At 65.6% G+C, this 13,805-nt stretch carries 12 protein-coding genes; 3 read left to right on the forward strand and 9 right to left on the reverse strand.

From position 1 onward, the window contains the following. Nucleotides 1–25: 25 nt before the first annotated feature. Entirely contained in the window at nt 26–1,915 is a 1,890-nt protein-coding gene (locus CG50_RS13440) for a cation:proton antiporter domain-containing protein (protein ID WP_036639368.1), read from the forward strand. Between the two features lie 112 nt (nt 1,916–2,027). Here the strand turns inward: CG50_RS13440 and CG50_RS13445 are convergent, their stop codons facing one another. The 5 genes from CG50_RS13445 to CG50_RS13465 all read right to left on the reverse strand — a co-directional run bounded on the left by CG50_RS13445 (nt 2,028) and on the right by CG50_RS13465 (nt 7,072). After that, the gene (locus CG50_RS13445) at nt 2,028–2,537 is read right to left on the reverse strand and encodes a CarD family transcriptional regulator (RefSeq protein ID WP_036639369.1); all 510 of its coding nucleotides are present in this window, start codon (nt 2,535–2,537) and stop codon (nt 2,028–2,030) included. 295 nt (nt 2,538–2,832) lie between these two features. After that, the gene (gene fdxA / locus CG50_RS13450) at nt 2,833–3,171 is read right to left on the reverse strand and encodes a ferredoxin FdxA (RefSeq protein ID WP_036639371.1); all 339 of its coding nucleotides are present in this window, start codon (nt 3,169–3,171) and stop codon (nt 2,833–2,835) included. Between the two features lie 129 nt (nt 3,172–3,300). Continuing rightward, nucleotides 3,301–3,618, reverse strand: a complete 318-nt coding sequence (locus CG50_RS13455) for an RNA-binding S4 domain-containing protein (RefSeq protein WP_036639374.1) — start codon at nt 3,616–3,618, stop codon at nt 3,301–3,303. Nucleotides 3,619–3,627: 9 nt separating this feature from the next. Continuing rightward, nucleotides 3,628–6,453, reverse strand: coding sequence for a helicase-related protein (locus CG50_RS13460; protein ID WP_036639376.1), 2,826 nt, complete (start codon nt 6,451–6,453; stop codon nt 3,628–3,630). Between the two features lie 34 nt (nt 6,454–6,487). Beyond that, nucleotides 6,488–7,072 carry a tetratricopeptide repeat protein gene (locus tag CG50_RS13465; protein ID WP_245615734.1) on the reverse strand — a complete coding sequence of 195 codons (585 nt, stop codon included), beginning with the start codon at nt 7,070–7,072 and terminating at the stop codon, nt 6,488–6,490. Between the two features lie 82 nt (nt 7,073–7,154). Here CG50_RS13465 and CG50_RS13470 point away from each other — a divergent pair, with 82 nt between their 5' ends. Then, entirely contained in the window at nt 7,155–7,442 is a 288-nt protein-coding gene (locus CG50_RS13470) for an SCP2 sterol-binding domain-containing protein (protein ID WP_036639379.1), read from the forward strand. A gap of 70 nt (nt 7,443–7,512) precedes the next feature. Here the strand turns inward: CG50_RS13470 and CG50_RS13475 are convergent, their stop codons facing one another. The 4 genes from CG50_RS13475 to CG50_RS13490 are packed head-to-tail and all read right to left on the reverse strand — an operon-like array spanning nt 7,513 to nt 11,483. Beyond that, complete coding sequence (locus CG50_RS13475; protein ID WP_036639382.1) at nt 7,513–8,265, reverse strand: peptidase; 753 nt, start codon at nt 8,263–8,265, stop codon at nt 7,513–7,515. A 36-nt stretch (nt 8,266–8,301) separates the two neighbouring features. Continuing rightward, nucleotides 8,302–9,114, reverse strand: a complete 813-nt coding sequence (locus CG50_RS13480) for a transglutaminase family protein (RefSeq protein ID WP_036639385.1) — start codon at nt 9,112–9,114, stop codon at nt 8,302–8,304. Then, a complete protein-coding gene (locus CG50_RS13485; RefSeq protein WP_036639388.1) occupies nt 9,111–10,064 on the reverse strand; it encodes an alpha-E domain-containing protein in 954 nt (317 codons plus the stop codon). Before CG50_RS13485 ends, CG50_RS13480 begins: the two co-directional genes overlap by 4 nt. A gap of 6 nt (nt 10,065–10,070) precedes the next feature. Beyond that, nucleotides 10,071–11,483 carry a circularly permuted type 2 ATP-grasp protein gene (locus CG50_RS13490; protein WP_081880445.1) on the reverse strand — a complete coding sequence of 471 codons (1,413 nt, stop codon included), beginning with the start codon at nt 11,481–11,483 and terminating at the stop codon, nt 10,071–10,073. A gap of 290 nt (nt 11,484–11,773) precedes the next feature. Between CG50_RS13490 and CG50_RS13495 the strand changes: the two genes are divergently transcribed. Next, nucleotides 11,774–13,612 (forward strand): M3 family oligoendopeptidase, encoded by a 1,839-nt coding sequence (locus tag CG50_RS13495; RefSeq protein ID WP_036639394.1) that lies wholly within the window; start codon nt 11,774–11,776, stop codon nt 13,610–13,612. The last annotated feature ends 193 nt before the right edge of the window (nt 13,613–13,805 follow it).

Raw genomic sequence — 13,805 nt, forward strand, 5'->3', positions numbered from 1 at the left:
GGAGACCCGCGACCCGAGCGCCCCAATGACCGCATTCCTGTTCCAGGCCACCATCTATCTTCTTGCCATGGTCATCGCCGTGCCGCTGGCGACGCGGGCGGGGATGGGATCGGTTCTGGGCTATCTGTGCGCCGGCATCCTGATCGGGCCGGTGCTGGGGCTGGCGGGTTCGGACGTCACCGGGCTGCAGCATTTCGCCGAATTCGGCGTGGTGATGATGCTGTTCCTGATCGGGCTGGAGCTGGAGCCGCGCGCACTTTGGGCGATGCGCGACAAGCTGATCGGGCTCGGCGGGTTGCAGGTGGTCGCTACGACCACCGCGGTCACCGCGATCATGCTGGCATTCCATCTGGAATTCGCGACGGCGCTGGCGCTCGGGATGATCTTCTCGCTGTCCTCGACGGCGATCGTGCTTCAGACCATGAACGAGAAGCGGCTGTTGCAGACCGAGGGGGGGCGCTCCGCCTTCGCCGTGCTGCTGACGCAGGACATCGCGGTAATCCCGATGCTGGCGATCCTGCCGCTTCTGGCGCTGCCCGGTGCGCGCGCCGTCGCCCGTGCCGAGGCCGGCGGCACCCATCCCGCGCTGGTCTTCGTCGACCATCTGCCGGGCTGGGGGGTGACGCTGCTGACGCTGGCCGTCGTCGCCTTCATCATCGGTGCGGGGCACTATCTGGTGCGGCCGCTGTTCCGCTTCGTCCACATGGCGCATCTGCGCGAGATCAACACCGCGATGGCGCTGATGATCGTGGTGGGCATTGCCTCGCTGATGAACCTCGTCGGGCTGTCGCCCGCTCTTGGCACCTTCCTTGCCGGGGTGGTTCTGGCCGACAGCGAATTCCGCCATGAACTCGAATCCGACATCGAGCCGTTCAAGGGCCTGCTGCTCGGTCTGTTCTTCATCACCGTGGGCGCGGGCATCGAGTTCAGCGTCATCACCGAGCGTCCGTTCCAGATCGCCGGGCTGGTGATCTTGCTGGTAGCGCTGAAGGCCGGCATCCTGTGGCTCCTGGCGACGGTGTTCAAGCTGCGCGGGCCTGACCGGATGCTGTTCACCCTCAGCCTCGCGCAGGCCGGTGAATTCGGCTTCGTTCTGGTGTCCTTCGCCGTCGGCCAGCGCATCCTGCCGCCGCAGATCGCCGAAAAAGTGCTGGTCGTCATCGCGCTGTCGATGCTGATCACGCCGGCCCTGTTCATCGTGCAGGAAAAGCTGTCGAAGCGGATGCGGCCGGCCGCACGCTCGGCCGACGAGATAGACGATCCGCAGCCGATCATCGTCGCCGGAATCGGCCGGTTCGGGCAGGTGGTCAACCGCATGGTCACCATGTCAGGCTTTCGCACAACGGTTCTGGATACCGACCTGAAAACCATCCAGCTGATGCGCACTTTCGGCTTCAAGGGCTATTATGGCGATCCGACGCGGCCGGATCTTCTGGCGGCAGCCGGTATCGCCAAGGCCAAGGTTCTGGTGGTCAGCCTCGACGACCGCAATTCGGCGACGCGGCTGGTCGCCTATGCCCGGCAGATCCGTCCCGACATCCACATCGTCGCCCGTGCCCGCGACCGCGAGCATGTGTTCGAGCTGTATCGCGCCGGCGCCAATGACATCGTGCGCGAAATGTTCGATTCGAGCCTGCGCGCCGGGCGTTACGTGCTGGAAAACGTCGGGCTGAGCGAATTCGAGGCGGCCGAGCTGGAGAAGCTGTATTTCAAGATGGACCGCGCCGCGCTGCGAGAGCTGGCTCCATACTGGAAACCCGGCGTGCCGCTGTCGGAAAACGCCGATTACATTCACCGCGCCCGAGAGATGAACGCCGAACTGGAAGCCGCGATCATGGAGCGGTTTTCGCATCAGCCGGACGCGACCGAGACCGAGGCCGAAACCGCCGAAGCCGCGATCAAGGGCAAGGAATAGCGGGCGGGGCCGAAAGGCCCCTGCTCCCCGCGCCGTGCATGAAAAACGGGCCCCCGAAAGGGCCCGTTTTTCATGTCGGAAATGGGGGAGCGGGCAAAGCCCGTGTCCCGGATCAGGCAGCGCGGCCGACCAGAACGTCATCGACCTTCTTTGCGGCGCCGGCCTCGTCAGTGCCCGAGACAGCCGCGACTTCGCGGGTCAGACGCTCCAGCGCGGCTTCATAGAGCTGACGCTCGGAATAGGACTGCTCGCGCTGGTCGTCGGCGCGGTGCAGGTCGCGCACCACCTCGGCGATCGACAGCAGATCGCCCGAATTGATCTTCTGCTCGTATTCCTGGGCGCGGCGCGACCACATCGCGCGCTTCACCCGGGCCTTGCCCTTCAGCGTCTCCAGCGCCTTCACCACGACGTCGGGCGTCGACAGCCCGCGCATCCCGATGTCGACGGCCTTGTTGGTCGGAACGCGCAGCGTCATCTTGTCCTTCTCGAACGAGATCACGAACAGCTCGAGGCGCAGCCCGGCAATCTCCTGCTCCTCGATCGAGACGATCTTGCCGACGCCATGCGCGGGATACACAACGAAATCGTCCGGACGGAACTCGGTCTTCCTGGTCTTGGTCATTCAGTCGCTTCCTTGCAGCAGATCACCCGCCATTTCAGCGCAGAAAACCCATCGCGGCGCCCGAAGGCGTCACGCCGGGTGGTCCTGTCACTGGAACTGCCCCGGTGGGCGAGCAGCGTCGCCGGGGGTGGGCTCGAAGAAATTGTAAAAGATATATAGCACGAATCCGGGCATTTTCAAAGCGACGCCTGCGCGGAACAGGGCGGTTCCCTGCGGATTCTGTCGCGAAAATGCGGATTCCGGACCACCCGGCGGGGTTTAGCCGGGCAACTGCGAAATCAAGACCGTCCGGGAATCAGTCACCGGCGCCGGGATTCGGCACGAAATATTTCTCGAGCTTGCCGGTCTCGCCGTCATGCGCCTCGTGATCGGGCAGAGGATCCTTCTTCTGCGTGATCGTCGGCCAGATCTCGGCGTATTTGCGGTTGAACTCGACCCAGGTTTCCATGCCCGGTTCGGTATCGGGACGGATCGCATCGGCGGGGCATTCGGGTTCGCACACGCCGCAGTCGATACATTCGTCGGGATGGATCACCAGGGTGTTCTCGCCCTCGTAGAAACAATCCACCGGGCAGACTTCGACGCAATCGGTGTATTTGCAGGCGATGCAGTTGTCGGTGACGACATAGGTCATGGAAAGCCCCGGTTTTCTGAACGACGGGCGTTACCTAGCCCCGGTCCGCGGCGCAATCAAGGGCCGCATTCCGAGGAAAGACCGGAGCCAATCGCCGACAGCCCGGAACCGGACCGCCGTTCGCGGAAATCACGCTTCGGAAGGACGGGCGTCACCCGCCGGAGCGGCATCGAGGTCGAGAAACAGTGTCGCCGCCTCGGTCGCGGGACCGCGCCGCTCGCCACAGTCGAGGATTCGCAGCAGCCGCACGCGCGAACCGAGCACCACCGTCAGCACATCGCCCGGCCCGACCGAACGGCCCGGACGCAGTGCCTTGGCGCCGTTCACCCGGACATGGCCGGCTCCGACCAGATCCGCGGCCAGCCCGCGCGACTTCACCAGTCGCGCGTGCCAGATCCATTTGTCGAGGCGGATGCGCTCAGCTTTGTCGGCTGCGTCATCGGCCATCGGGGCGGCTTACTTCTTGTCGCGCAGCGCCGCCAGAACGGCGAAGGGGCTGTCCGGGTCGATCGGACGGTCCTTCTTCGGCGGACGGGCTTCGAAGCTGCGGCCACCGTCGCGCTCGTCGTCGCGACGCGGCTTGCCCTTCTTGCCGTCGAACTTGCGGCCGCCCTTGTCACCACCGCGGTCGCCACGCCCTTCGGACTTGCCGTCGCGACGCTTGCCCTCGCCGCCCTCGCGCCCGCCCTCACGGTTGCCCTGATTGCCGTCGCGGCGCGGGCCGCGCTCGGGGCGCGGGTTGCGCGGGCGGGGCGCCCAGGTGAAGGTGTAGAAGGTCTCGATCTCCGGCTCGGCGGCGGCCGCTTCGGCCTCTGCCTCGGCCACGGGCGAGCTTTCTTCCGGGATCGGGTTGGCGGAGGCTGCCTCGGCCGCATCGGCCTCGGGCGCCGTCACGGGCTTCGCCGCCGCATGATGCACCTTCGGACGTTCGCCCGGCTCGGCCTTGTAGCCCAGCCCCTGCATCAGGTCGGCGAACTGCTCCAGCGTCATGCCGGTGATCGACAGCATGTCCGGCGAGGCCTCGAAACCGGCCTTCGAATCCTGGGCGCGCAGCAGATCGGCCAGACGCTCCAGCATGTCGATGCGGATCGCGCGGGCACCGGCCGGACGATAGCCCGACAGCGTGTAGGCCGAGGCCGGAACCTCGGCGATATGCGGGATCGTCACCAGACCCGGAGGCGGGCTTTCCGGGAACTCGGCCAGACCGTCCCACAGCGAGGACAGCACCAGACGCAGACGCGTCGGCGCGGGCTTCAGCAGCAGCGGCATGAAGATCGTATACTGACCGAAGCGCACGCCATGCTTGCGCAGCAGGCCCCGCGATTCCTGATCGAGTTCCTTGACCTCATTGGCCACGGCCTCGCGCGGAATGATGCCCATCCCCTCGACGAGGCGGAAGGCGAAGCCGCGGGCGAGCCCGGTCAGCGTCTCATCGCGGCCCATCGCCAGAAGCGGCTCGAACAGCGCGGCGACCTTGCGGTCGATGAAATGCTGGAGACGACGCTTGACCTTCTCGGCCACGTCCTCGCCGGCTTCCTCGTCGACGAAAGCCTCGACAGCGGGACGGGTCGCATCGGCGCCCTTCACCAGCTTGCCGACGGCGATCTCGCCCCACATCAGACCGCCCTGTTCGGTGAAGTCCATCTCGGTGTCGGGCGCGTTGTAGAAGCGGTCAGCCCTCAGGCTGAACTCGGGCTTCAGCGCCTCGTAAGCGGCACGCGCCAGCGTCTTTGCCTCGTCCGGCGACGCAGCGCCATCCTGGCGGAAGCGGAAACCTTCCAGCCGGCCGACGAACTCGCCTTCGACCGTCACTTCGCCCTTGTCGTTCACCTCGGCCACGAGGGTCTCCTTCTGCTTGAGCCGGCGCAGCAGCACAGAGGTGCGCCGGTCCACAAATCGTTGGGTCAGGGCGCCGTGGAGGGCGTCCGACAGGCGGTCTTCTACAGCGCGCGTCTCGCCGCGCCAATGGGTTTCATCATCCACCCAGCCCTTGCGTTGTGCAACATAGGTCCATGTGCGGATAAACGCCAATCGGCGCGACAGGACGTCAATGTCGCCCTGGGTCTTGTCGATGCGCCCGATCTGACCGGCGAGCCAGTCCGAGGGCACGCCCTTGCCGCTGCGCAAAAAGCCGAAGATCCGCGCCAGAAGCGTGGCGTGTTCGCCCTCCGAGATCGAGCGGAAATCCGGGATCCGGCACACGTCCCACAGCAGGCGCACGTCGTTCGGATGGCGCACGCTGTCGATGATCTCGGGGATCGCGGCCAATGCCTTGAGCGCGCGCAGATCGTCCGCCTCGCGCCCGCGGGTCAGCCATTCGCTCGATGGTTGTTCCTCGAGCGCGCGGATCAGCCGCTCGACCGTGCCGAACTCGAGCCGCGCGTTGCGCCATTGCAGCCGCTGGATCGGGGCGAAGCGATGTTCTTCGACGGCCTCGATCACCTCGGGCGGCAGGGGCGAGGCATCGCCCGTCACCCCGAAGGTGCCGTCGGTGGTGTAGCGCCCGGCGCGCCCGGCGATCTGGCCGATCTCATGCGGGAACAGATGGCGCATCCGCCGGCCGTCGAACTTCGCGGTCGAGGAAAACGCCACATGCCCGATATCGAGGTTCAGCCCCATGCCGATGGCATCGGTGGCGACGAGGTAATCGACATCGCCGTTCTGATACATCGCGACCTGCGCGTTGCGGGTGCGCGGCGACAGCGCGCCCATCACCACCGCCGCCCCACCCTTCTGACGACGCAGCAGTTCCGCGATGGCATAGACATTTTCAACCGAGAACCCGACGATGGCCGAACGCGCAGGCATCCGGCTGGTCTTTTTCGAACCTGCCCAGCTCAGCTTCGACAGCCGTTCGCGGCGCATGAAGGTGACGCCCGGCACCAGCGCGGCGATCGCGGGGCGCATCGTCTCGGAGCCGAGGAACAGCGTCTCGTGCAGGCCGCGGGCGTTCAGCAGGCGTTCGGTGAAGACATGCCCGCGCTCGGGATCGGCGCAAAGCTGGATCTCGTCGAGGGCGACGAAATCGGCGCCGACATCGGGCATGGCCTCGGTGGTGGCGACCCAATAGGCGGCGCGTTCGGGGACGATGCGCTCCTCGCCGGTGACCAGCGCCACGACCGAGGGGCCGCGCGCCGCGACGATCTTGTCATAGACCTCGCGCGCCAGCAGCCGCAGCGGCAGCCCGATGACGCCGGTGCGATGCGCCAGCATCCGTTCGATCGCGTAATGGGTCTTGCCCGTGTTCGTCGGCCCGAGGACCGCGGTGATCCGTCCCGCCATGTTGCGTCCTCCTGCGCGCCGGTGTCGTTCCGGCCTAGAGCGCCTTGCCGGCGCCGGCCCGCTCCAGCCGCGCAATCGAGTCTTTCACATCCTGCTGATGCGGGTTCAAGGCGAAAGACGCCCGGAACGCGGCGAGCGCACGCGGCTGGTCGCCGATCTCCTCGAGGATGGACCCGAGCGAGGCGAGCGCGTCCCAGTGCCGCGGCTCCAGCGCCAGCGCCCGGCCGATGTCGCTGACCGCCGGCCCGAAACGCCCCTCGGCGATATAGGCGGTGGCGAGCTCGGCCCAGCCGGTGGCGAAATCCGGCGCATGATCGGTCAGCGCGGTCAGATGCTCGATGGCGGCATCGGTATCGCCCGAATCGAGCGCATCCTGCCCACGCTGCAACAGCAGATCCATCGAGGCCGAACCCGAGCGCGACCACACCCGGCGGATATCCGATTCGGCGCGCTCCCAGCCGGCGAAGTCGGGATCGGCGAGGTTGCGGAACGCCTGATCGAGGTCCTCATCCTGCGCCGCCGCAGGCTGGCTTGCCCAGACTGCGGCCCCGATCAGGACGGCGAGCACCACCGCGACGGGGCGCAGGCGCGAAAACAGGCTGGAACAACGGCGCATCATGGGCGAAATGTATCGCAAGCACGGCGCCGGGCAAGGCCTGCCGCGCCGACAGGCCCCGAACAGCAAGGCGCGAGGAACGGATATGAGCGATGTGATCGACAAAGCGGTCGAGCGGCTGGCGGTGCGTCTGCCCGAGGGCTTCGAGACCACGGCGAAATTCGTCATCGCCGGCGAGGGCGCGATCATGGTCGATGCGCAGGGCGTGCGCGCCGGCGACGAACCCGCCGCGGTGACGCTGAGTGCCGATACCGCCACCTTCCGCGGCATGTTGGAAGGCCGGGTCAATCCGATGACCGCCTTCATGACCGGCAAGCTGAAGGTCGAGGGGCCGATGACGCTGGCGATGAAGCTCGGCAAGGCGATGGCCTGAGACGGCGCCGGAAACGACACGCTGAAACGACGACGGGCCGCCCGTTTGCTTTCCGGATCGGACCGGCGAGTCAAACCGGCGTGATCGTTCCCATGCCACCGATGGTGATATGGGTGAAGCCGTCCTTCAGCGCGTTCGACCAGGCCTCGGACATGCGGGCGAAGTCGGGATCCTTCTTCTCGATCCGCTTGCGCATGGTGACGCGGCACGCGCCTTCCTCGATCACCGCCATGTCGAGCGGCATCCCCACCGACAGGTTCGAGCGCAGCGTCGAATCCATCGACAGAAGCGCCGCCTTCTGCCCGTCTTCGAGGCTCGTCGCCATCGTCACCACCCGGTCGAGGATCGGCTTGCCGTATTTGTGCTCGCCGATCTGAAGGAAGGGGGTGTCCTCGGTCGCCTCGATGAAATTGCCTTCCGGGTAGATCAGGAACATCCGCATCGCGCCGCCGCGCCGCTGACAGCCGACGATCATCGAGGCCGAGGTAGAGACCTTCGAGGCCTCCATCTTCGCATCGATGTCCTGTTTGACCGAGGCGAGCGTGCTGCCGATGATCTCGGCCGCCTTCAGCATCGTCGGCGCCATCATGATCGAGGTCTCGCCCGAGGCATCCTTGTCGTCGATCGCCTCGCGCAGACGCGCCATCGTCGTCTGCGTCACCGACAGCGACCCGGCCGTCAGGATGGTGATGACCCGTTCGCCCGGTTCCTCGAACACGAACATCTTGCGATAGGTCGCGATATTGTCGAGGCCGGCATTGGTGCGCGTGTCGCTCAGCATCACCATGCCCGCATTCAGCAGCAGACCGACACAATAGGTCATTCTTTACCCCGGAAAAGCGGAACGATCCCGTTCTAACTATTGCTGGACCTGACCGAGGGCAACCGAGACTTCCATCTCCTCGCGCCCCTCGCCCTGGGCGATGCCGCGAATCGGTGCCGCCTCATGCGCGTCGAGCCCGGAGCCGAGCCGGATGTAATTGCTGTCGGCGCAGCATACGTTCGCCGCGTCGAAGCCGATCCAGCCGATGTTGCCCACCCAGATCTCGGCCCAGGCGTGGGCCGCCTCATGCGGCGTGCCATCGGTCGTGGCGTGCAGATAGCCCGAGACATAGCGTGCCGGCATCCCCACCGCGCGGGCACAGGCGATCAGCGCATGGGTATGGTCCTGACACACGCCCTCGCCCTGTTCCAGCGCCTCGGCGGCGGTGGTGCGGGCATGGGTGACGCCCGGCACATAGGCGATGGCCTCGCTCACTGCATGGCTGAGCCGGTGCGCCCGGTCGAGGTTATCTGTCGTCCCGGCGCTCGCCGTCTCGGCCAGATCGCGCAGCGCATCGTCAATCCATGTGGCGTCGGTCTCGCGCAGATAAGCTAGCGGGTTCACCACCTCGCGGTGGCCGCGCAGCACGCCCGCGGTGTCGGTGGTCTCGATCTCGCCCGAGACCAGAACGCGGACCTCCTCGACCGGGCCACGCAGCGACCAGCCCTCCACCTTGTCGCCGGCGCCGTCGCGGAAACTGCCGCCGCGCAGCCCGCCTTCGACCGAGACATCCCAGCGGACCGCCCGCTGACCGTCGAACCGCGAGGGGAACAGCCGCAGCGACTGCACCGCGAAGCGCATCGGCGCGTCGTAACGATAGGTGGTGACGTGATTGACGCTCAGGATCATCGCGCCTCTCCGCTCAGATATGCGTTGTAAACCATGTCGCTCAGCTCGCCGACATCGCGGATGAAGCGGGTGAGGAACTCGTGCAGACCTTCCTCGAAGATCTCCTCGGCGCGCAGCTCGGCCAGTTCGGCGACGAGCGCGCGGGCCCGCATCTGCTCCGGGCCCGACTTGCCATAGGCCTCGGCAAGCGCCTCGAGGCTGTCCGAGGCGGCGGTGATCGCCGCGATCAGCGCCCTCGGCGACTGCCGGTTCAGGATCAGGAAATCGGCGATCTTGGCGGCGGTGATCTCGCCGCCATAGGCCCAGTGGAACGCCCGATGCGCAGACAGCGCGCGCAGCAGAACCTGCCACTGGTAATTGTCGAGCCCGGTGCCGACGAAATCCACCGCCGGCAGCAGCACGTAATATTTCACGTCGATCAGCCGCGCGGTGTTGTCGGCCCGTTCCAGCGCGAAACCGAGGTTCAGGAAATCATACCCGTCATTGCGCAGCAACGTCGCCTCGATCGCGCCGCGCACCAGCGCGGACTGACGCATCGTCCATTCGGTCAGCTCGGTCAGCTCGATTTCCGAGCGCGGTTTGCGTTCGAGCTGGCGGATTTCCTGGAACGCCATGTTGAGCGCGTCCCACACCTGCGCGGTCAGCGCCGTGCGCACGATCCGGCCGTTCTCGCGCGCCCGTTCGATGCAGGAAATCACCGAGGACGGGTTGTCGCGGTCGAAGAACAGGTAGCTTTCGATGTTGCGCTGGATCGGGTCGCCGTATTTCTCGGCGAAGCCCTCGGCCGTGCCCGAGGCCTGAAGCAGGCTCTCCCATTCGCTGCGATAGCCGTGCCCCGAAGAGGGGATCAGCGCGATCCGCGCGCCGACTTCCAGCAGGCGCGACATGGTTTCGGCACGTTCGATGTAACGCGCGATCCAGAAAAGGTTTTCCGCCGTCCGGCTCAGCATGTCGTGTTACTCCGCCAGAACCCAGGTATCCTTGACCCCGCCACCCTGCGACGAGTTCACCACCAGAGAGCCATCTTTCAGCGCCACGCGGGTCAGACCGCCCGGCACCAGCTCGATCTTCTCGCCAACGAGGCAATAGGGCCGCAGATCGACGTGACGCGGCGCGATGCCTTCCTCGACGAAAGTGGGCGTCGTCGACAGGGCCAGCGTCGGCTGAGCGATGTAATTGTCGGGGTTCGCCTCGATCTTGGCGCGGAAGGTCTCGATCTGCTCCTTCGTCGATTTCGGACCGACCAGCATCCCATAACCGCCCGAACCGTGGACCTCTTTCACCACGATCTCGGCGAGATGTTCGAGAACGTATTTCAGATCGTCGGGCTTGGCGCATTGCCAGGTCTGCACGTTCTGCAAGATCGGCTCTTCGCCGAGGTAGAAGCGCACCATCTCGGGCACATAGGTATAGATCGCCTTGTCGTCGGCGACACCCGCGCCCGGCGCCGAACAGATCGTCACCCCACCCGAGCGATAGACATCCATCAGCCCCGGCACACCGAGCATCGAATCGGGCCGGAAGCACAGCGGATCGAGGAAGGCATCGTCGAGCCGGCGATAGATCACGTCGAGCTTCTTCGGGCCCTCGGTCGTGCGCATCCACACGAAGCCGCCCTCGACGAACAGATCCTGGCCCTCGACCAGCTCGACGCCCATCAGATCGGCGAGGAAGCTGTGCTCGTAGTAAGCCGAGTTGAAATGACCCGGCGTCAGAATCGCCAGCGTCGGCTCGCGGTCGCATTTCGCCGGCGCGACCGAGGCGAGCGTGCGGCGCAGCGCATCGGCATAGCCATCGACCGGCTCGATCCGGTTCTCGCGGAACAGCTGCGGGAACATCCGCATCATGATCTCGCGGTTCTCCAGCATGTAGCTGACGCCCGAGGGGGTGCGGCAGTTGTCTTCGAGCACGAAGAATTCATCCGGCCCGGTGCGCACGATGTCGATGCCGACGATGTGGGAATAGATGCCGCGCGGCGGGGTGAAGCCCGCGACGGCGCGCTCATAGGCCTCGTTCTGATAGACCAGAGCGGCGGGAACCTTGCCGGCCTTGACGATCTCGGCCCGGCCATAGACGTCGAGCAGAAAGGCGTTCAGCGCGCGGGCCCGCTGCTTTATGCCCTTTTCCAGCTTGCGCCATTCCGCCTGGGCGAAGACGCGCGGAAACATGTCGAACGGGATCAGACGGTCCGGGTCTCCGCCTTCGCCATAGACCGCGAAGGTGATGCCGATGCGTCGAAACAGCGCCTCGGCCTCGGCCTGCTTCATCTGGCGAAGTTCCGCAGGCATACACTTGGTCCAGTTCTCGAGCCGTGCGTAGGGCGCGCGAACCTTTCCGGTCTCGTACATCTCGTTGAAATAATCGGTCATGGCGGTGATTCCTCCGGCCTTGCTTGCAGATTAAGCAGCGGTTTCGGGGAGTAAAAGCCGAGGCCGTCAGTTATCGGATTTTCCGGGAAATTTCGCACAAATTTGCGCCTTTAGATTATATTTTACGCATATACCCCGATTGAAAGCCACAGGATAGCTAGCGAGGTGCTTAAGAATGCGTCAAATCCGCATTTCCAGGGTCTTTCCGGGTGGCCAGGGCTTCGCCCGCCGCCCTTGAAGGTCGCGCCCGGCTGCGCCTATCTGAAGACCGAGCAATTCATGAGGACGCCATGTTCAAAAGCCTTCCGCTGCCCCTTTCCGATGCGAACGCCACTGCCGGGGGCGGAGCGAACGCCTTCGGCGACCTGCCCGAATGGGATCTGAGCGATCTTTACCCCGCCCCCGACGCGCCGGAACTCGCCGCCGATATGGACTGGCTGGAGGCCGAATGCGCCGCTTTCGCCAATGACTATCAGGGCAGGCTCGCCACGCTCGACGCCGCGGCGATGACGGAGTGCATCCATCGTTATGAGAAGATCGCCACCGTCTCGGGCCGGGTGATGTCTTACGTGGGGCTGCGCTATTACCAGCTGACCACCGACGGCGCGCGCGCCAAGGCGCTCTCCGATGCGCAGGACCGCATCACCACCTATACCGCGCCCCTGGTGTTCTTCTCGCTCGAATTCAACCGCATCGATGACGCGGTTTACGCCGCGCTGTTCTCGGCCGGGGACCTCGCCCGCTACAAGCCGGTGTTCGACCGGATGCGCGCGACGAAGCCCTATCAGCTGTCGGACGAGCTGGAGAAGTTCCTCCACGACAGTTCCGTCGTCGGCGCCGCAGCCTGGAACAGGCTGTTCGACGAGACCGAGGCCGGCCTCGAATTCGACGTTCAGGGCGAGAAGCTGAACCTCGAAGCCACCACCACCCTGATGCAGGATCATGACCGCGCCAAGCGCGAGGCCGCCGCGCGCGAGATGGCCCGCGTTCTGAACCTCAACATCAAGACCTTCGCGCGGATCCACAATACCCTCGCCAAGGAGAAGGAGATCGAGGACCGCTGGCGCAAGATGCCCTCGCCGCAGTTCTCGCGCCACCTGTCGAACGATGTCGAACCCGAGGTGGTCGAGGCGCTGCGCAATGCCGTGGTCGCCGCCTATCCGCGGCTCAGCCACCGCTATTACCGGCTGAAGGCGAAGTGGCTCGGCCTCGACAAGCTGCAGGTCTGGGACCGCAACGCGCCGCTGCCGACCGAGGCGCCGCGCACGATTTCCTGGGACGAGGCCCGCGCCACGGTTCTGGGCGCCTATGCGAAATTCTCGCCGCACATGGCGGAAATCGCCCTGCCGTTCTTCGAAAAGGGCTGGATCGACGCGGCGGTGAAGCCGGGCAAATCCTCGGGCGCCTTCGCGCATCCGACGGTGACGACTGTCCACCCCTATGTGATGCTCAACTACCTCGGCAAGCCGCGCGACGTGATGACCATGGCGCATGAGCTCGGCCACGGGGTGCATCAGACGCTCGCCGCGAAGCAGGGAGAGCTGCTCGCCGACACGCCGCTGACGCTGGCCGAGACCGCCTCGGTCTTCGGCGAGATGCTGACGTTCCGCGCGCTGCTCGATCAGGCGAAGACCCCGGCCGAGCGCAAGACCCTCCTCGCCGGAAAGGTCGAGGACATGATCAACACCGTGGTGCGCCAGATCGCGTTCTACGATTTCGAATGCAAGCTGCACGCGGCGCGTGCCGAGGGCGAACTGACGCCCGACGACATCAACGCGCTGTGGATGTCGGTGCAAAGCGAATCGCTTGGCGACGCCTTCGAGTTCATGCCCGGATACGAGACCTATTGGGCCTATATCCCGCATTTCGTGCATTCGCCGTTCTACGTCTATGCCTATGCCTTCGGCGACGGGCTGGTGAACGCGCTTTACGCCGCCTACGCGGACGGGCTGCCGGACTTCCAGGCGAAGTATTTCGCCATGCTGGAAGCGGGCGGATCGAAGCACCACAAGGAATTGCTGGCGCCGTTCGGCCTCGACGCCTCGGACCCGGCGTTCTGGGACAAGGGGCTGAGCATGATCGCCGGCTTCATCGACGAGCTCGAAGCCCTCGACGCGCAGGGGGTGTAACCGCCCAAGGGGAGCGCCGGCCTCCGGCGCCCCCCCCGCCATCGTCCGGGGGACCGGCCGCATTTTCCGGCCGGCATATGAAAAGCCCCCCCGACGTTACCGCCGGAGGGGCTCAAAGCCTGTCTGCGAAGAATGACTTACCAGTCTTCGCGGGCCACGATGCGGGTCAGCACCGGCAGCTTGTTCGCGCCAA

This window comes from Paenirhodobacter enshiensis (genome assembly GCF_000740785.1).
GTDB classification, from domain to species: Bacteria; Pseudomonadota; Alphaproteobacteria; order Rhodobacterales; family Rhodobacteraceae; genus Rhodobacter; species Rhodobacter enshiensis.